Below are 17804 nucleotides of genomic sequence, written 5' to 3'. Positions count from 1 at the left end.
AAACTGTCCGGAATGTGCGGAGCGTTACCGGGCTTTTTGCCGCTGCGGGCAGCGCCTACCGTGGCGCTCCGATTCCACTGGCACTGCCCCGATGACCGTCTCCTCCCCTGACGCCCTTTCCGCTACGCCCCGGCTGCCTGCCGTGGATGCCCTGCTGCGCCAGCAGCACCACGACGCGCGCCTGGTGGGTGCGGTGGTGCTGGTACGCCGGCACGGCCAGCTGCTGCACGCCGATGCCACGGGCTGGGCGGATCGTGAGCAGCAGCGGCCGATGTCGCGCGGGACGCAGTTCCGCCTGGCCTCGGTCAGCAAGCCGATCGTGACGGCCGCAGCCCTGCGCCTGGTGGCGAGGGGCGTGCTGTCGCTGGACACGCCGGCCCATGCGCTGCTGCCCGACTTCCGCCCGGCGCTGGCCGATGGCACCCGACCGGCGCTGACGTTGCGCCATCTGCTCAGTCACAGCGCGGGTCTGGGATACCGTTTCCTGGAAACCGATGCCGACGGGCCGCTGGCGATGGCCGGGGTAAGCGATGGCATGGATGCATGCGCCCATAGCCTGCAGGAGAACGTGCGCCGGATCGCGCAGGTACCCCTTGCGTTCGCGCCGGGCCACGGCTGGCACTACTCGCTCGGGGTGGATGTGGCCGGGGCGATGCTGGAGGCGGCGACCGGCCTGCCGCTGGCCGAGATTGTCCGTGTGCAGGTCACCGCGCCGTTGGACATGCACGACACCGGCTTTCATACGGACACGCCGACGCGGCTGGCCACGCCCTATGTCAGCGATCAGCCACGGCCGCGCCGCCTGCGCGAAGGCGAGGTGGTGCCGGTGTTCGACGGCACGGTCGGCATCGCCTACAGCCTCGCCCGTGCCAGCGATCCGCTGGCATTTGCCTCGGCCGGTGGCGGCATGGTCGGCACGGCCGACGATGTGATGCGGCTGCTGGAGGCGCTGCGCGGCGAAGCGCACCGCGATTGGCTTGCGGCCACGCACGTGGCGGAGATGACGCGCGCACAGGTGGGTGAGCAGGGCCCGCCGGACCCGCCAGGCTGGGGCTTCGGGCTGGGCGTTGCGGTGCTGCGCGACCGGATCGCGGCAGCCACGCCGCAGGCCGACGGCAGCTGGCGCTGGGGCGGTGCGTATGGGCACAGCTGGTTCGTCGATCCGGCCTGCGGGCTGAGCGTGGTCGCACTGACCAATACGCTGTACGAAGGCATGCACGGCGCCTTCGTGGATCGCCTGCGCGACGCGGTGTATGCCGACTGCGCCGTGGCGGTGGCGCCATGAGCGCGCCGGCCGAGGCCTGTCAGGGCGTGGCAGCGACCGCAGTCACGCGGCTGCCGCTGGGGGGCCTGCTGGCCCTGGCCTGCGCGGGCTTTGTGACGATTCTGACCGAGGCACTGCCGGCCGGTCTGCTGTCGCCGATGAGTGTCGACCTGGGCGTGAGCCGGGCGCTGGTCGGACAGCTCGTCACCGTGTACGCATTGGGCTCGCTGCTGGCGGCGCTGCCGATGACCGCATTGACCCGGCGCCTCCCGCGTCGCCCGCTGCTGCTGGCTGCGATTGCCGGCTTCGCCGTGGTCAACACGCTTACCGCGCTGACCCACGACTACACGGTCATGCTGGTGGCGCGCTTCGTGGCCGGGATCAGTGCCGGTCTGTTGTGGTCGCTGGTGGCCGGCTATGCGAGCCGCATGGTGGTGCCGTCGCTGCAGGGCCGCGCGATCGCGGTGGCGATGGTGGGCACGCCGCTGGCGCTGTCGCTCGGCATTCCTGCCGGGACGTTGCTGGGGCAGACCATCGGCTGGCGCTGGGCGTTCGGGGTGATGTCGCTGATCAGCGTGGCGCTGCTGGTGTGGGCACGGCTGACGCTGCCCGCGCTGTCGGCGCCCGGTGCGGCTGCCCGCCAGCCGCTGCTGACGGTGCTGAGGCTGCCGGGGCTGCGCACGGCGCTGCTGGCGATGTTCCTGTTCGTGCTGGCGCACAACGTGCTGTACACCTACATCGAGCCGTTCGCAGCGTTGGCCGGCGCGGCCGGTTGGCTGGACCGGCTGCTGCTGGTGTTCGGCGTGGCGTCGCTGGTGGGGATCTGGATCACCGGCGTGTGGGTGGATCGCGGCCTTGGCCTGCTGGTGGTGGCGAGCACGCTGGGCTTCATCGTGGCCGCCCTGGCGCTGGCCTGCTGGCCAGGTTCGCCGGCGGTGCTGGTGGCCGCCACGGTGGTGTGGGGGCTGGCCTTCGGCGGCGTGGCGACGCAGTTCCAGACGGCAGTGGCGCGGCGCGCCGGTGAGGCGGCCGACATCGCGCAGTCGTTCGTGGTGACCGGTTGGAACCTGGCGATCGCGCTGGGTGGGGTGGCCGGTGGCGTGATGCTGGAGACGGTGGGCGAACGCTGGCTGCCGGTGGCGCTGTTGGCGGTGCTGGTGGCGGCGTTGGCGGTGGTGCTGCGACAGCCACGCGCCTGGCAGCCGGTGCTGCCGTGACGCCTGCGGAGCGGGCGATCGCGCACCGGTATGCTGGTCGGCATCGACCGGGAGGAGATGCAGGTGCAGCGAGGTTTATGGAGTGGATGGGGGCTGGCGCTGCTGTGCATGGCCGGCCTGGCGCAGGCGGCCACGCCGGACCGTCGCATCGCGATGACGATCGACGACCTGCCGTGGCAGCGGCTGGACACACGTGCCGAACCGGAGCTGGCCGAGCGGCACGCGCAGTTGATGGCCGCGCTCAACGCCACGGGCATCCCGGTGGTGGGCTTCGTCAACGCGGGCAAGCTGGTCGAGCAGGGCGAGGTGGTGCCGGCGCGCGTGCAGATGCTGCGCGACTGGCTCGACGCCGGTGCCGAGCTGGGCAACCACACCTGGGGTCACGTCGATCTGCACGCGGTGGGCCTGCCAGCGTATACGCAGGACATCCTGCGCGGCGAAGACACGCTGCGGCCGCTGCTGGCCGAGCGCGGGCAGTCGCTGCGCTGGTTCCGCCATCCGTACCTGCGCGCCGGTCGCTCGCCGGCACAGCGCGACGCGCTGGCGGCGTTCCTGCAGGAGCACGGGTACCGCATCGCTCCTGTGACGGTGGACAACAGCGAATGGGTCTGGGCGTTCGCCTACGACACGGTGCGGGTCAGCGACCTGCCGCCGGCCGAACGCGAGGCGCGGCTGGCGCAGCTGCGCCGCGGCTACATCCCCTACATGCTGAACAAGCTGGACTACTACGAAGCGCAGTCGCAGCAGCTGCTCGGCCGCCTGCCGGCACAGGTGTGGTTGATGCACGCCAATGCGCTGAACGCGGCAACGTTCGAGGACCTGGTGGCGGCCACGCAGCGCCGTGGCTACCGCTTCATTTCGCTGGAGCAGGCCCTGCAGGACCCGGCCTACCAGCACGCCGATGGCTACAACGGCGACAGTGGCATCAGTTGGATCCATCGATGGGCGATGGCCGATCACGTGCCGCGCACGTTCCATGCCGGTGAACCGGTGGTGCCGCGCTGGGTGCAGGCGTTGGCCGGAGTGGACGCCGACTGAGCCCGGCAGTGGCCTAGTCGGTGATGCTGTGGTTTGGGTTCTGCATGTTCTCGCGGGCCTTGCCGTACTGTTCCTTGCGCTGCCAATGGAAGGCGGCGAAGGCCTCCGGTGGCAGCGGTTTGGAGAACAGCCAGCCCTGACCGAACTCGACCTGGCGCGATTGCAGGTAGGCGAGCTGGGCAGGTGTTTCCACCCCCTCGGCCACGGTGAACAGGCCCAGCGTTTTCGCCATGTCGATGATGTGCGAGGTGACCGGGCTGGTGGCGCTGTCGGTGCCGATGGCATCGATGAAGGACTTGTCGATCTTCAAGGCATCCAGCGGCAACTGCTGCAGGTACTGCAGGCTGGAATAGCCGACGCCGAAGTCGTCGATGGCCACGCAGTGCCCGGCACGGCGCGTGGCGGCCAGGCTGTTGCGGGCGCGCTGGATGTCGATGAAGCCGCGTTCGGTGGCCTCCAGCCAGATCTGCTGGGGATGGATGCCCGTCCCCTGCAGCTTCTGCGTCAGCACCTTCAGTGCGCGGCCGCTGCTGACGTCCTCGGCGGCGAGATTGATCGCGATGTGGGCGCTGCGGTCCTGTACCAGCAGGTCGCGCATGTCGGCGATGACGTTGTCCATCACCTGGTCGGTCAGCGCCTCGATCAGGCCGGTGTCCTCGGCCAGCGGGATGAACAGGTCCGGGCGCACCAGGCTGCCGTCGGGCCGCTGCCAGCGCACCAGTGATTCGGCACCGATGCAGATGCCGGTGTCCAGCTCGATGATGGGCTGGTAGTGCATGAAGAACTCGCGCCGCCGGACCGCCGTGGCCAGCTCGGCGCGCAGCGACAGACGTCGGCGCGACAGCCACACCGCCAGGGCGATCGCGGCGGCAGCGCCAAGCGCGCCGGCCGGGGCGAACTGCCAGAGCAGCGGGCGGATGCTGGCCACCAGAGGGGTGCGTGGCGCCGTGGCGATGGCCAGCCATTGCTGGTCCTGGGCGGTGGCAAACAGGGTGCGTGCATCCATGCCGCTGCGTGGCGCGCGCAGCAGATCGAGCATCAGCTGCGGATCGGCGATCGGCTGATGGGCGATCAGGCGTCCGTCCGGGCTGGCCACGGCCAGGCGTACGTCCGGGTCGGTGATGACGTCAACCAGCCGTTCGGGGTTCATCAGGATGTCGTAGCGGCCGTAGTACAGGGCCAGCAGCGGCACGCCATTGCCGGCCAGCGGGCGCACGTCGAGCTTGATGCCGACGCCGTCGGCGGTGAGGTGGTCCGGCTCGGGGCGGCGGATCGGCGCCTCCATCGGCCCCCAGGAGGTGCAGATCAGCCGGTCGTCCTGGAAATAGCCCATCTGCTCGGCCGAGACGGTATTGATCACCAGGCCGCGCATGAGTTGCAGGTGGGCCGCCGAGCAGGGTTCGAGCGCGCTGGCATTGGCCTGGCGGAGAGCGGTCAGCCCGGCTTCGTAGGCGCGGTGGGCGCGCAGCAGGGTCCGTTCGGCCGTGAACTGCAGCCGATCCCGCGCGGCATCGTTGGCGCGATTGACGTTGAAATAGAGCAGGGTGGCCATCGGCACGAGCGCGCCCAGCAGGGCGAACAGCACGGTGACGGCGATGTTCCGGGTGCGGTTCAAGCAGACCTCGTGCCAGCCGGCCCGTGGCCTGGAAGCCCTATCTCACCACCTGCGCGCACGGAAAGGAACAGGAAAACCCCGCGTTCGTGGTCGGACAAGGCCCAGGCGGGTCTCCGCCACGGCAGCAGCGGGTGAAACCCGACAGCCGCGCGCACTGCGGCCACCGCGGGCACCTCGCACCTGATCCGGGCGGGCGGCCGCGCGGGCCGTCTTCGAGGGTCAGAACACCGCCGGCGCAGCCTCTCCAACGGCATCGGCACCCGACCGCCATCGGTACCGGCCTGTTCCGGGGCTCGGGCAGGACCATCAGCCTGGCCGGCCCGCCCATCGTGCCGGTCTCCCTGATCACCGGCGATGCTGTCCTTGGTGAGGCGGTCTTCGCGCCCGGCGTGACGCTGCGCGGGCCTGCCCTGATGCCGGGACCGGCATTCACCTTCGGTTCGCAGCCGTGGCCGGATGATCGCGCCGCACGACTGACGTGCCCCGCACCGAGCCCATGAACCTGTCCCTGCCCGCCGCGCTGGTTGTGCTGCTGTTGCTGATGCCCGGCGTTGCAGGCGCGCGCACGGTGTATCGCTGCGTGCAGGGCAATACGGTGAGCCTGGCCACCGCGCCCGAGCCGGGGTCGACATGCACCCCGCGGCAGATCGACGACAACGCGGTGCAGACCCCCAACCTGTGGGGAAACATGGGGGTCTTCAGCGGCACCCTGTATGAGCGCGAGCAGGACGGCACGCGGGTCTACTCGACCCGCAATCTGCCCGGCTCGCGGGTGTTCCTGAAGTTCACCGTTGCCACGCCGCCGGGCGAGCCCGCGCATGAAGGGCTGGGCAAGGTCGGTGCGCCGCAGTTGAACCGGCATGCCAGGCAGTTCAAGGCCGCCGCGAAAGCCACCGGGGTGGACGATGCGTGGCTGCGGGCGATCGCGCACGCCGAGAGTGGTTTCGATGCCGGCGCGGTATCACCCAAGGGGGCGCAGGGCGTGATGCAGCTGATGCCCGATACGGCCACCGAGTTCGGCGTGGCCGATCCACTGTCGGCCGAGCAGTCGATCAACGGCGGCGCGCGCTACATGAAGACGCTGCTGCGCCGCTACAACGGCGACCGCGTGCTGGCCGCTGCGGCCTACAACGCGGGCATCGGTGCAGTGACGCGTTACAAGGGCGTGCCGCCCTACGCCGAGACGCTGGCCTACGTGGAGAAGGTCAGCGCGCTGTATGTGCGGTACCGCGAGGCAATGGGGTTCCGCGTGGAAACGCCGGCGAAGTAGGCCGGCGAGCCGCGCGGCACCGCTCAGCGGGTCGGGTTGGAACCAAACAGGTCAACGCGTTCGATACGGCCAACCGCCTGCACCGCGGCACGCACGTCGGCACGCTGCTTGAGCTGGCGCCAGCGCTGGTCGCGCACGGCATCGCCGGGCAACGACGGCAAGGTGCGGTAGTTCTGCAGCGACACCAGCGCATCGCCGCGCTCCTCCGGGGCGCGCAGCTTGGCGATCAGGCGGGCCGCCGCCTCGTCCATGCGATTCTCTTCAAGCAGGACGTCGAGCAGGATCAGGTCGGCGTCGTCGGGATGGCCCAGCAGCCAGTCGCGTGCGGCATCGCCCTGGGTGCGGTCGTCCAGCTGGCGGAACGCAATCAGGCGCAGCCAATGGCGTCCGAACTCCCAGAAGCCCAGCTCCGCCGGCAGCACTGCCAGGGTATCCAGGCCCTGCTGCGGTCGCTGCAGCGACATCTGCCAGCCAGCGAGCAGCAGGTGCTGAACCGTGTTGGGTGCGTCTGAATCGTGGAACCGCAGGGCCTGCGTCTGAGTGGCCAACGCCGCGTCCATCTCGCCTAGACGCCGCTGCGCGCCTGCACGGTAGGACAGCAGCCACGCCAGGTTGTCGGCGCCTTCGTAGGTGCGCTGCGCCGTCGGGTCCTGCGCCTGTACCGATGCGGCGATGCTGTCGGTCATGGCGATCACGGCAGCGTTGTCGCCGGTCATCAGCAGGGCGTCGGCCATGCGCACCGGCAGGACACCTTCCTCGGGCCGCAGCAGTGCGGCCACGCGCAGGGCGTCGGTATGGCGCCGTGCCGCCAGCGCCGGATCGAAGCGTGGGCTGGCGCGGTCAACGACCCGGTCGAACCGCTTGTCGCTGCGCAGCGCGATCAGCTGGACCGGGTCATCGATGCGCGCGATGGTGTCGGCCAGCCGATCCTGCTCGCCGGCCTCGGCCTGCAGCGTGGCCAGCGAGCGCCACAGGCGTGCCGGCTCCGTCCCCTTGTTCTGCCATTTGCGATCGAACAGCGCCTGCAGCAGGGTACGGCGGGTGGCGGGATCGTCTTTCAGCTGATGCAGCAGATAGCCGATCAGATCGACGTCGATATCGTCGTTGAAGCGGTCGGTAAGCTGCAGCGAACGGGCCAGGCTGAGGGCGGCATCGCGCGGCTTCTGCTGCTGCACCTGCAGGCGGCCGAGCAGGTACACGGCACGGGGATCGTCGTCGCGCGCGGCCAGCGCCGTGCGCAGGTAGCGCTCGGCATCGGCCTGCTGCCCGCTCTTCAGCGCGGTCATGCCGGCCGCCACCCAGGCATCCTGACGCGCATCTGCCGGCACCTGGGACAGTGCCGGGTCGGCGAGCACGCGCTCGAACACGATCATTGCGCCGAGCGTGTCGCCGCGATCGGACTGCATGATCGCCTCGGCTACCGAATCGACCAGACGCTGTGCATCCGCATTGAGCGGCGTGTCGGAGGCGACGCTGATGGCGGCCGACGCAGCGCTGCTGGCCGCCAACGCGAGCAGCAGTGCAAGAGCATGACGACGCAGGGGCATGGTGGGGTCCTTCCGTGGCAACAACAGGGATTGAACCCGGGATGGCCGATCGGCACAAGTCGCGCGTGTGCGCCACTGACGATGCGGCGGGTTTGCATGCGCGCGTGGAGCGACTATCGTCGTGGCCCCGACATCAGACAGGAAGCGGCATGGCGCGTGCGTACTGGGCAGCAGGAATCGCCGTGGTCACGGCCGCGCTGCTGGCGTGGACCTTTCTGGACGCGCCCGCGCCGCCCGCGCCTCCGCCGGGTCCGCCGCCCACCGTGCTGGGCTGGACGGCGCGGATCGAGGCGCTGGCCGGCGACGGTGTCGCCGGTGCGCGCGAAGGTGCGGGCATGCAGGCCCGCTTCGCCGATCCGAACGGGATGGCGGTCGATGCGCAGGGCGTGGTGTACGTTGCCGATGCCGGTGACAACAACCGCATTCGCCGCATCCATCCGGATGGTCGCGTGGACACATTGGCGGGTCAGGGGGAAGGCTGGCGCGACGGCCCGGCGCTGCAGGCACAGTTCCACACGCCGTCGGCGATCGCGCTGGACGCCGCTGGCACGGTGTACGTGGCCGACACCGGCAACCATGCGATCCGGCGCATCGCCCGCGATGGCACGGTCAGCACATTGGCGGGCGATGGCCAGCGTGGCTTCCGCGACGGCCCGGCGGGCCAGGCCCGCTTCGATGCGCCGATGGGCGTGGCGGTGGATGCCGGTGGCCGCGTGTTCGTGGCCGACACCTACAACGACCGCATCCGTGTGATCGAGACCGACGGCCAGGTGCGCACGCTGGCCGGTGGCGAGGTGCCCGGTCACATCGACGGCGCCGGCATCGGTGCACGGCTGGATACGCCGGTGTCGCTGACGTTGGATGGGAAGGGCAACCTGCTGATCGCCGATCTTTTCAACAATGCGATCCGCCAGCTTGCCCCGGATGGCACGCTGACCACCCGCGTCGCCAGCGGCGGCCTGCTCAGTGGCCCGTTGTCGATGGCGGTGACCCATGACGGGGTGATCTACGCCAGCGACATCAACGGCAGGGTGGTGCAGATCTCGGCACACGGCCATCAGCTTGCGCTGGCCGGTGTTCCGCCGCAGCCGCGCTTTGCACGCCCGACCGCGCTGGCGCTGGACGCCGAGGGGGGGCTGTATCTCGCCGATGCGGCCGCCTACCGCATACACCGGCTGCGTGCGCTGGGAGAGGGGAAGGTCGCGCCACCGGCCCTGGTCGGCCCTGCGCCGGACGCGCCGTTGCCGGCCACCGGCGGGCGCTGGCCGCTCGCCCCGCAGGATGGCTGGCACGAAGTGGTGGGCACGCTGGGCGAAGTACGCGGCAACTTCAGTGGCGAGAGCCGCCACCACCTGCACGGCGGTTTCGATATCCGTGGCGATGTGGGCCAGCCGGTGCTGGCGATTGCCGACGCCAAGGTCAGCAGCCCGGCCGCAAGCTGGGCAGTGGGTGGGCAGGGCGAAGGTCTGGCGCTGGACACGCTCAAATACATCCACATGAAGGTCGGGCGCGATCCGCGCGACCGCCCGCTGGATGCGCGCTGGCAGCAGCTGCGGGATGCGGACGGCAACCTGGAACGCATCCGCGTGCGGCGCGGCACGCGCTTCCAGGCGGGCGAACCGCTGGGCAGCATCAATCGCATGGCGCATGTGCACCTGAGCGTGGGCGCCAGCGGGTTCGAACGTAATGCCGTGGCGCTGGGATTTGTCCACTATGCCGATACGGTGGCTCCGCGCATGACGGCGGTGAGCCTGCTGGATGATCTGGAGCAGCCGCTCGCCGCCGGTGCCGACGGTCGCGTGGCAGTGCCACGGCAGGGGCCGGGCGTGCAGATCGTGGTGGAGGCGTGGGATCAGGTGGACCGCAACCTGCCACGGCGCCGGTTGGGCCTGTACCAGGTCGGCTACCAGATTCTCGACGCGCAGGGACACCCCCTGCCGGGCTACGAGCAGCCCCGCTTCAACATCGTGTTCAACCGCATGCCGCCGCAGGACAGTGCCACCGTGGTGGCCTATGCACCGGACAGCGGCATCACCGTGCATGGCAGTGCGGTGACCCGCTTCCGCTACCTGGTCACCAATACCGTCCGCGACGGGCTGGTGGAGACCGGACGCTGGCAGGCCGATGCGCTGCCCGCGGGCGACTACGTGATCCGTGGCAGTGCGCGCGACTACAGCGGCAACGAGGCGACCGGCCCGCGCGACCTGAAGATCACGCTGCTGCCCTGAGCTGGCATCTCAGGCGCCGACGCGCTCGCGCTCGGCGTCCATGTCCGCCAGCGGCCGCACTTCGATGCTGCCGAAGCGCGACCACGGGAACTGCTGGGCGATGCGCATCGCCGCGTCGCGGTCGGGGGCGTTGATCAGGTTGAAGCCGGCCAGCAGTTCGCGGGTTTCAGCGAAGGGGCCGTCGGTGATCCGCGACTGGCCCTGGCGCACGCGAACCGTCTGCGCGCTGGCGACCGGTTCGAGCTTCTGTGCCAGCACCAGCGTGCCCTCGGCCTGCAGGGCATCGGCATGCTGCAGGCAGTCGTGCATCAGGCGATCGTACTCCTCGCCGGGCAGGGCCTGCAGCAGGCTTTCGTCGATATAGATCAACAGCAGGAACTGCATGGCCGGGTCCGTGTCGGCAGGGGGTGTCCATGATGCCCCAGACGCCGCAACGGCCGTGTTGCAGCGCCGCAGCGGATGCCGCGCCCGGCCGCTCGAGCGCCGGTTGCCAAGAGGCCCCGCAAGCTGCGGCAGCGCGGGCGGAGACATCAGGCGCTATCCGCAACGGCCCTTGGACCAGGACGCCCTCCCGCTGTCGGCAATGGCCTGAACAGGCGGAGGGAAAGGAAAGACGAATTTCTTTTCGCCGACGTGTCGATTTCCGCCCCGCTGCGACGTTGTATCCATGAAGGGCCCGCCAACCGGACCCGCACCGAAGGAGACACCGATGAAAGTCATGGTACTGGTCAAGGCGAGCGCGGCGACCGAAGCCGGTCAGATGCCGACCGAGGAGGAGATCCGCGCGATGGGCGCTTACAACGAACAGCTGGTGCAGGCCGGCATCATGCTGGCCGGGGAGGGCCTGCACCCCACCTCGCGCGCCCGGCGCGTCGCCTTTGGCACCGATGCGCCACGGGTCATCGACGGCCCGTTCGCTGAAACCCGCGAACTGGTCTGTGGATTCTGGCTGTGGCAGGTACGCTCGCTGGATGAGGCCACCGAATGGCTCACCCGCGCCCCGTTCGCCGCCGGCGATGTCGTCGAGCTGCGGCCGGTTCTCAGTGCCGAGGATTTCGGTGCGGCCTTCACTCCCGAACTACAGGCGCAGGAACAGCGTCTGCGCGACCAGATCGGCAACGCCGGCTGACCATCCCCCCGCATCCCCTGGAGCATTCCCATGAAACTGATTCCGTTCCTGAGCTTCAACGGCCAGACCCATGAGGCGATGGCCTTCTACGCCAAGGTTCTCAACGGCAAGGTCACCTCGGAAATGAAGTACCGCGACATGCCGCCGATGGAGAACACCGACGGCTGCGGCGAGATGCCGCCGGAGACCCTGGACCACGTGGCGCACAGCCAGCTCGAAGTAGGCCAGGCCATCCTGATGGCCGCCGACAGTCCGTCGGGTGCGGGTGAGGGCAGCACGACCATCAACATCGACGTCGCGTCGGTGGACGAAGCCGAGCGCGTGTTCGCGGCCCTGGCCGAGGGCGGCGAGGTCAGGATGCCGATCGGCGAGACCTTCTGGGCGCATCGCTGGGGTTTCCTGATCGACCGCTACGGCAAGCCGTGGATGGTCAACTGCATGAAACAACCCTGATCTCCCACCAAGGATACCGACCATGACCGATTCGCCGCAGATGATCTTCGTCAACCTGCCGGTGCGCGACCTGGAGGCCTCCAAGGCCTTTTTCGCCGCGCTGGGCTACACCTTCAACCCCACCTTCACCGATGACAACGCCGCGTGCATGGTGGTGAGCGACAGCATCTTCGTCATGCTGCTGGTGGAGTCGTTCTTCACCCAGTTCACCCACAAGCCGATCAGTGACGCGCGCGCGCAGACCGAGGTGATCACCGCGCTGTCCGCACCCAGCCGCGCGGCGGTGGACGCCACGTTGGACAAGGCACTCAAGGCCGGCGCCAGCGAACCGCAACCGGCACGTGACTACGGCTTCATGTACCAGCGTGGCTTCCAGGACCTCGACGGTCACCTGTGGGAGGTCGCGTACATGGAGGGCCAGCCGGGATGAGCCGCCCGGTGGCTTGTGCGATGCGCGGGGCGATGCTCTGATCGGCGGCATGGACACTGCTCTGACGCACCGGCTGGACACCCTCTGGCGCATGGAAGCGCCGGCCCTGATCGCACGCCTGACCCGGATGCTGGGCGGCGATGTGGGGCGTGCCGAAGAACTGGCCCAGGACACCTGGCTGGCCGCGCTGGAGCGCTGGCCGCAGCAGGGCGTTCCAGACAACCCCGGAGCGTGGCTGATGACCACCGCGCGCAACCGCGCCATCGACGTCCTGCGCCAGCACCAGCGGGTGGCGGGCCAGCATGCACAGTGGGGCAGCGCGCTGGAACCGCAGCCGCTGCCCGCACCGGATGACACCGCCGCGCTGGAAGATGACATCGGCGATGACCTGCTGCGGCTGATGTTCGTGGCCTGCCACCCGGTCCTCGCCGCCGATGCACGGGTGGCGCTGACCCTGCGCCTGTTGGGCGGCCTGACCACCGATGAAATCGCCCGCGCCTTCCTCACCCCCGAGCCGACCATCGCCCAGCGCATCGTGCGGGCCAAGCGCACCCTCGCGCAGAAGCAGGTGCCGTTCGAAGTGCCCCGGCAGGCTGCCTTGCCCGAGCGGCTGGCGTCGGTGCTGGAAGCGGTCTATCTGATCTTCAACGAGGGTTACACGGCAAGCGCCGGCGATGACTGGATGCGGCCGGCGCTGTGCGAGGAAGCGCTGCGCCTGGGGCGGGTGCTGGCGCATCGCCTGCCCACCTGGCCGCAGGTGCACGGCCTGCTGGCCCTGATGGAGCTGCAGGCGTCGCGTACCGCCGCACGGACCACGGCCGAGGGTCGTCCGGTCCTGCTGCCCGACCAGGACCGCACGCGCTGGGACTGGCTGCAGATCGCGCGCGGCCAGGCGGCACTGCGGCAGGCGCAGGCACTGGGTGGCAGCACTGACGCGTACGTGCTGCAGGCGGCCATCGCCGAGTGCCACGCCGGCGCGCGACGCGCGCAGGACACCGACTGGCCGCGTCTGGCCGCGTTGTACGCCACGCTTGCCCATCATCATCCCTCTCCGGTGGTGGAGCTCAACCGGGTGGTGGCGGTGGCGCGCGCGGACGGTGCCGAGGCGGCCTGGGCGCTGCTGCAACCGCTGCAGGACGATCCACGCCTGCGTGGCTACGTGCCGCTGGCGGCGGTGCGTGGCGATGTGCTGCAGCAGCTGGGGCGCCCGGCCGAAGCGCGGGCGGCGTTCGAGGAAGCCGCCGCGTTGACCGCCAATGCGCGCGAAAAAGACCTGCTGCTCGCACGCGCGGCCGCCCTGTAGACCGGCACTGCCGCAAACCGCGTCGGCTGTCCTACACTCGGGCGATTGTCGTCCCGTACTGAGGTGCAGCGTGAAGCGAGTGGTAATCAGCCTGTTGGCGTTGTCGGTGTCGTCGGCCCTGATGGCGGCCACCCCCAAATTCGATGGCGCGCGGATCTCCGCCGACGTCAAGGAACTGGCATCGGACGCCTATGAGGGCCGCTCGCCGGCCACCGCCGGTGAAGAAAAAACCGTCGCGTTCCTGAGCAGGCAGTTCGCTGCGGCCGGCCTGCAGCCGGGCGGCGACCTCAAGGACGGCAAGCGCCTGTGGACCCAGGCCGTGCCGCTGCTCAAGGGCGATATTGTGGGTACCCCGACCCTGTCGCTGAGCAGCAAGGGCACGCCGCAGGCCCTCAGCCAGGGCAAGGAAATCGCGGTGCGCGCGGCCATGAACGGCGCCAGCGAAGTGGATATCCGCAACGCGCCGCTGGTCTTCCTCGGCTACGGCGTCAAGGCCGATGAGCGCAACTGGGACGACTTCAAGGGCGTCGACCTGAAGGGCAAGATCGCCGTGGTGCTGATCAATGATCCCGACTTCGAGACCGGTCAGGGCGATTTCGACGGCAAGGGCATGACCTATTACGGCCGCTGGACCTACAAGTACGAGGAAGGCGCACGCCAGGGCGCGCTCGGCGTGCTGATCGTGCACGAGACCGCACCGGCGTCGTACGGCTGGGCCACCGTGGCCGGCTCCAACACCAACACCATGTTCGATGTGGTCCGCGACAGGCCGGCCGAGGCGCATCCGCTGCTGGAAGGCTGGATCCAGCGCGATCTGGCGGTCGAACTGTTCAAGCGTTCCGGCCTGGATTTCGAGGCGCTCAAGAAGCAGGCGCAGACCCGCGACTTCAAGCCGGTGGAACTGAAGGGTGAAAGCTTCTCGGCAAACTACGCGGTCAAGACCGAAGTGATCACCTCGCACAACGTGGCCGCCCGCCTGGAAGGCAGCACGCGCCCGGACGAGACCGTGGTCTACAGCGCGCACTGGGATCACATCGGTGTGGGCAAGCCCGATGCCAACGGCGACACCATCTTCAACGGCGCGCTGGACAACGCCAGCGGCACCGCCTCGCTGATCGAGCTGGCGCGCGGCTTCGCCAAGGGCAAGCGCCCGGAGCGCTCGGTGCTGTTCCTGGCGGTGACCGCCGAAGAAAAGGGCCTGCTTGGCTCGGAGTACTACGCCAGCCATCCGCTGTACCCGCTGGCCAAGACGGTGGCGGTGATCAACATGGACGGGATGGCGCCGTTCAGTCCGTCGCGCGATTTCGGCATCTACGGCTCGGCCAAGCTGGAACTGCTGGACCAGCTCAAGGACGTGGCCAAGGGCTGGGATATCCGCTACACCCCCGATCCCAAGCCGGAAGCCGGCCTGTTCTTCCGTTCCGATCATTTCCCGTTCGCCAAGCGCGGTGTGCCGGCGGTGTCGTACTCGGCGGGCCAGGACTGGGTGGACGGGGGTGTGGCGGCCGGCAAGAAGGCCTCCGACGATTACACCGCCAAGCGCTACCACCAGCAGGGCGACGAATGGCAGCCGGACTGGACCTTTGCCGGCGCGGCACGCGATCTGGAAGTGCTGTACACGCTGGGCAACCAGTTGGCCAACTCGAACGCCTGGCCGAACTGGAGCGCCGATTCGCAGTTCCGCGCCCCGCGTGACGCCAGCGCGGCCGAGCGCAAGTAACGCTGCACGCCCCGCCGGTCACGCCGGCGGGGCATCCCGGCAGGCCGGCCGCAGGTCGGCTGTCGTGGCAACCGTTCCGACAGCCAGACCCGGCTGATCCCCCTTCATCCTCCCGATTCCCGGCTTCGTCGCATGCGGCTTGTCCTTGCGGGCGGCAGGGCTATGCTCGCTTCACCCCTTTGCCGGAAACGCCGCCGTGCTTGCCAGTCTCGCTCTGATCGTCCGCATTCTGTTGGCCTGGACCGCCGCGGTCATCGTGGCCGGCTTCGTCTGGAGTGGCATCTTCAGCGGCATGCGCGACGGCCCTGGCTGGGTGTTCGGGCTGCTGGCGATGTTCCTGATGGTGACCGCTCTGGGCAGCTGCATCACCCACATCCGCCGGGTGTGGCTGGTGGCCGGACGCCTGGACGGCACCACCCTGTCCAGCCGACAGCGCCGGCAGATCGAACTGCCGATGGATGCCGGCCCGGCCTTTGCGCTGGTCGAGGCGGCGCTGGCCGAGCTGCCCCGCGTGGAAGACATGGAGAGCGCTGCCGGCAGCCTGCAGGTGCGCGCCTACGTGCGCCGTGTCGACCCCTACAACGGCCGCCCGCCGTCGCGCTGGAATCTGCCCGCGCGCCTGGCGATCAAGCGCAACAGCGTACTGGCCACCGTCACGCCGGGGCAGGGCACCAGCAGCGTGACCCTGCTGTTCGAACCCGACGCCGGTGTGTGGGCCGACCTGCTCGCTGTCGATGAAGGCAGCAACTACGAGAACGCCGAAGCAGTCGGGCGTGCGATTACCCGCCGCGTCGCCGAGCAGCGCCGCGACGAACAGGCCGCCGCCGCGCAGACCGCGACCGAGAAGGAACTGAGCGTGGCGCGGTTGAACCTGCTGCACGCGCAGGTGGAACCGCATTTCCTCTACAACACGCTGGCCAACGCCCAGGTGTTGACCCGCACCGATCCGCCGCGCGCGGACCAGATGCTGGGCCACCTGATCCAGTACCTGCGCAGCTCGCTGCCCCGCGTGGACGAGTCGATGTCCACGCTGGGCGTGGAACTGGAGCGTACCCAGGCGTACCTGGAGATACTGAAGATCCGCATGGGCGCACGCCTGCTGCTGCAGGTGGACGTGCCGCCGGCACTGAACGTGCTGCCGCTGCCGTCGATGGCGCTGCAGACCCTGGTGGAGAACGCCATCAAGCACGGCCTGGAACCCAAGCCCGGCGGCGGCACGGTATGGATCATCGCGCGTGCCTTCGATGACCATGTCACCCTGACCGTGGCCGACGACGGATTGGGCTTCGGCCACACCACCAGTGGCACCGGCATCGGGCTGAAGAACCTGCGCGAGCGCCTGCGCCTGACCTGCGGTGAACACGCCGGTGTCGCGATCGTGGCCAACTTCCCCAGCGGCGTGGCGGCCACCATCACCCTGCCGTATGACGCACGCGAGGCAATCCATGCAGCTTGATGCCCTCATCGCCGAAGACGAAGACCTGCTGCGCCAGTCATTGGTCAGCCAGTTGCAACGCCTGTGGCCGGACCTGCGGCTGGTGGCCGAATGCGAAGACGGCGCCAGCGCGCTGGAGCGGTTGGCGGAGCTCAAGCCGGACCTGGCGCTGCTGGACATCCGCATGCCCGGCATCAGCGGTATCGAGGTGGCGCGCGCGCTGCCCGAGATCAGCCCGCGCACCCAGGTGGTGTTCGTGACCGCCTATGACCAGTACGCCATCGATGCGTTCGAGCAGGGCGCGGTGGACTACCTGCTCAAGCCGGTCAGCGACGAGCGCCTGCTGGCCACGCGCGAGCGCATCCTCACCCGCATGCAGGCCGGGCGCCCGGACAGTGCGATGCTGGAACAGCTGCTGCAGCGGCTGGGCCAGCAGCCGGCGGCACGGTCCACGGCCCCGCCGCTGGCCTGGATCACCGCCAGCAACGGCCGCGATACTCACCTGATCATGCTGGAGGACGTGGTGTACTTCCGCGCCGACAGCAAATACACCACGGTGGTCACCGCGCAGGGCGAAAGCCTGCTGCGCACGCCGCTGCGCGAGTTGCTGGAGGTGCTGGATCCGCAGCGCTTCCGTCAGGTCCACCGTTCCACCATCGTCAACATGCAGGCGGTGGCGGCGGTGAGCCGTGATGACACCGGACGGGGCCAGCTGCGGCTGAAATGCCGGCCGGAGATCCTCAACGTCAGCCAACCGTTCATGAGCCTGTTCCGCGGCATGTAAGCCGCTCCCGCACGGAGTCGTCCCGTATGCGTACGCCCGCTCTTGCCGCTGCCTGTCTGCTGCTCCTCGCGGCCTGCCAGCAGTCCGGCAACACCTCCGTCACCCGCGTCAGCGCCAACGGGGTGGATACGCTGTACAGCCGCACCACGGTCATGGATGGCGTTGCGCGCTTCGCGTGCATTGCCAGCCGCAGCGGGCAATGCCACTACCTGGTGCTGGATCCGCGCTGTACGCTGGAGGCGGCGTGCGCGCGGCCGCCACTGCAGCAGTTCGCGGTGGCGGTGGGGCAGACCCGGGCGATGCCCGACCTGCCGACCGGTTTCAAGCTGTGCGTCAGCGAGGTCCGCAAAGAACGATGCCACCGTGACTGA

Annotated in this window: 16 protein-coding genes; 13 read left to right on the top strand and 3 right to left on the bottom strand. The window is 69.3% G+C overall.

The genetic code is table 11. From position 1 onward, the window contains the following. Window positions 1-91 precede the first annotated feature (91 nt). The 3 genes from ACPEH1_RS10805 to ACPEH1_RS10795 all read left to right on the top strand — a co-directional run bounded on the left by ACPEH1_RS10805 (window position 92) and on the right by ACPEH1_RS10795 (window position 3519). Window positions 92-1285, top strand: a complete 1194-nt coding sequence (locus ACPEH1_RS10805; RefSeq protein ID WP_153164952.1) for a serine hydrolase domain-containing protein — start codon at window positions 92-94, stop codon at window positions 1283-1285. Beyond that, entirely contained in the window at window positions 1282-2481 is a 1200-nt protein-coding gene (locus ACPEH1_RS10800; protein WP_153164951.1) for an MFS transporter, read from the top strand. The genes ACPEH1_RS10805 and ACPEH1_RS10800 overlap by 4 nt, the downstream gene beginning before the upstream one ends. Before the next feature lie 108 nt (window positions 2482-2589). Beyond that, complete coding sequence (locus ACPEH1_RS10795) at window positions 2590-3519, top strand: polysaccharide deacetylase family protein (RefSeq protein ID WP_017355661.1); 930 nt, start codon at window positions 2590-2592, stop codon at window positions 3517-3519. A 13-nt stretch (window positions 3520-3532) separates the two neighbouring features. Here ACPEH1_RS10795 and ACPEH1_RS10790 read toward each other — a convergent pair whose 3' ends face one another. Next, the gene (locus ACPEH1_RS10790; protein WP_423715753.1) at window positions 3533-5134 is read right to left on the bottom strand and encodes an EAL domain-containing protein; all 1602 of its coding nucleotides are present in this window, start codon (window positions 5132-5134) and stop codon (window positions 3533-3535) included. A 496-nt stretch (window positions 5135-5630) separates the two neighbouring features. Here ACPEH1_RS10790 and ACPEH1_RS10785 point away from each other — a divergent pair, with 496 nt between their 5' ends. Further along, window positions 5631-6404: a lytic transglycosylase domain-containing protein gene (locus tag ACPEH1_RS10785; protein WP_136003500.1), complete on the top strand. Its 774-nt coding sequence runs from the start codon at window positions 5631-5633 to the stop codon at window positions 6402-6404. A 23-nt stretch (window positions 6405-6427) separates the two neighbouring features. On the opposite strand, the gene ACPEH1_RS10780 is transcribed toward ACPEH1_RS10785, so the two are convergent. Beyond that, on the bottom strand, window positions 6428-7951 hold the full coding sequence (locus ACPEH1_RS10780; RefSeq protein ID WP_423715752.1) for a hypothetical protein: 1524 nt from the start codon (window positions 7949-7951) through the stop codon (window positions 6428-6430). A 149-nt stretch (window positions 7952-8100) separates the two neighbouring features. On the opposite strand from ACPEH1_RS10780, the gene ACPEH1_RS10775 reads away from it, so the two are divergent. After that, entirely contained in the window at window positions 8101-10179 is a 2079-nt protein-coding gene (locus ACPEH1_RS10775; RefSeq protein WP_287248151.1) for an NHL repeat-containing protein, read from the top strand. A 9-nt stretch (window positions 10180-10188) separates the two neighbouring features. Here the strand turns inward: ACPEH1_RS10775 and ACPEH1_RS10770 are convergent, their stop codons facing one another. Further along, window positions 10189-10563 (bottom strand): YciI family protein, encoded by a 375-nt coding sequence (locus ACPEH1_RS10770; RefSeq protein ID WP_017357123.1) that lies wholly within the window; start codon window positions 10561-10563, stop codon window positions 10189-10191. Between the two features lie 325 nt (window positions 10564-10888). On the opposite strand from ACPEH1_RS10770, the gene ACPEH1_RS10765 reads away from it, so the two are divergent. The 8 genes from ACPEH1_RS10765 (at window position 10889) to ACPEH1_RS10730 (ending at window position 17804) form a co-directional block, all read left to right on the top strand. After that, window positions 10889-11308, top strand: coding sequence for a YciI family protein (locus ACPEH1_RS10765; protein ID WP_026070933.1), 420 nt, complete (start codon window positions 10889-10891; stop codon window positions 11306-11308). Window positions 11309-11338: 30 nt separating this feature from the next. After that, window positions 11339-11761 carry a VOC family protein gene (locus tag ACPEH1_RS10760; protein WP_017357121.1) on the top strand — a complete coding sequence of 141 codons (423 nt, stop codon included), beginning with the start codon at window positions 11339-11341 and terminating at the stop codon, window positions 11759-11761. A gap of 22 nt (window positions 11762-11783) precedes the next feature. After that, entirely contained in the window at window positions 11784-12191 is a 408-nt protein-coding gene (locus ACPEH1_RS10755) for a VOC family protein (protein ID WP_017357120.1), read from the top strand. Between the two features lie 49 nt (window positions 12192-12240). Next, window positions 12241-13494, top strand: a complete 1254-nt coding sequence (locus ACPEH1_RS10750) for an RNA polymerase sigma factor (protein ID WP_136003505.1) — start codon at window positions 12241-12243, stop codon at window positions 13492-13494. A gap of 70 nt (window positions 13495-13564) precedes the next feature. Next, window positions 13565-15214 carry a M28 family metallopeptidase gene (locus ACPEH1_RS10745; protein WP_423715751.1) on the top strand — a complete coding sequence of 550 codons (1650 nt, stop codon included), beginning with the start codon at window positions 13565-13567 and terminating at the stop codon, window positions 15212-15214. Window positions 15215-15410: 196 nt separating this feature from the next. Beyond that, complete coding sequence (locus ACPEH1_RS10740; protein ID WP_136003508.1) at window positions 15411-16670, top strand: sensor histidine kinase; 1260 nt, start codon at window positions 15411-15413, stop codon at window positions 16668-16670. Further along, on the top strand, window positions 16660-17433 hold the full coding sequence (locus tag ACPEH1_RS10735; RefSeq protein WP_017356522.1) for a LytR/AlgR family response regulator transcription factor: 774 nt from the start codon (window positions 16660-16662) through the stop codon (window positions 17431-17433). The genes ACPEH1_RS10740 and ACPEH1_RS10735 overlap by 11 nt, the downstream gene beginning before the upstream one ends. A 26-nt stretch (window positions 17434-17459) precedes the next feature. Beyond that, a complete protein-coding gene (locus ACPEH1_RS10730) occupies window positions 17460-17804 on the top strand; it encodes a hypothetical protein (RefSeq protein WP_017356521.1) in 345 nt (114 codons plus the stop codon).

Source organism: Stenotrophomonas sp. NPDC077421, from assembly GCF_049545505.1.
Lineage (GTDB): Bacteria > Pseudomonadota > Gammaproteobacteria > Xanthomonadales > Xanthomonadaceae > Stenotrophomonas > Stenotrophomonas nematodicola.
Note: the sequence above shows the minus strand (reverse complement) of the source record. Positions and strands in the feature narration are given on the sequence as shown.

What these genes read in the sequence shown, in the direction of transcription:
- ACPEH1_RS10805 (WP_153164952.1), top strand. Translation starts at nt 92, where the DNA reads ATGACCGTCTCCTCCCCTGACGCCCTTTCCGCTACGCCCCGGCTGCCT.
- ACPEH1_RS10800 (WP_153164951.1), top strand. Translation starts at nt 1,282, where the DNA reads ATGAGCGCGCCGGCCGAGGCCTGTCAGGGCGTGGCAGCGACCGCAGTC.
- ACPEH1_RS10795 (WP_017355661.1), top strand. Translation starts at nt 2,590, where the DNA reads ATGGCCGGCCTGGCGCAGGCGGCCACGCCGGACCGTCGCATCGCGATG.
- ACPEH1_RS10785 (WP_136003500.1), top strand. Translation starts at nt 5,631, where the DNA reads ATGAACCTGTCCCTGCCCGCCGCGCTGGTTGTGCTGCTGTTGCTGATG.
- ACPEH1_RS10780 (WP_423715752.1), bottom strand. Translation starts at nt 7,951, where the DNA reads ATGCCCCTGCGTCGTCATGCTCTTGCACTGCTGCTCGCGTTGGCGGCC.
- ACPEH1_RS10775 (WP_287248151.1), top strand. Translation starts at nt 8,101, where the DNA reads ATGGCGCGTGCGTACTGGGCAGCAGGAATCGCCGTGGTCACGGCCGCG.
- ACPEH1_RS10770 (WP_017357123.1), bottom strand. Translation starts at nt 10,563, where the DNA reads ATGCAGTTCCTGCTGTTGATCTATATCGACGAAAGCCTGCTGCAGGCC.
- ACPEH1_RS10765 (WP_026070933.1), top strand. Translation starts at nt 10,889, where the DNA reads ATGAAAGTCATGGTACTGGTCAAGGCGAGCGCGGCGACCGAAGCCGGT.
- ACPEH1_RS10760 (WP_017357121.1), top strand. Translation starts at nt 11,339, where the DNA reads ATGAAACTGATTCCGTTCCTGAGCTTCAACGGCCAGACCCATGAGGCG.
- ACPEH1_RS10755 (WP_017357120.1), top strand. Translation starts at nt 11,784, where the DNA reads ATGACCGATTCGCCGCAGATGATCTTCGTCAACCTGCCGGTGCGCGAC.
- ACPEH1_RS10750 (WP_136003505.1), top strand. Translation starts at nt 12,241, where the DNA reads ATGGACACTGCTCTGACGCACCGGCTGGACACCCTCTGGCGCATGGAA.
- ACPEH1_RS10735 (WP_017356522.1), top strand. Translation starts at nt 16,660, where the DNA reads ATGCAGCTTGATGCCCTCATCGCCGAAGACGAAGACCTGCTGCGCCAG.
- ACPEH1_RS10730 (WP_017356521.1), top strand. Translation starts at nt 17,460, where the DNA reads ATGCGTACGCCCGCTCTTGCCGCTGCCTGTCTGCTGCTCCTCGCGGCC.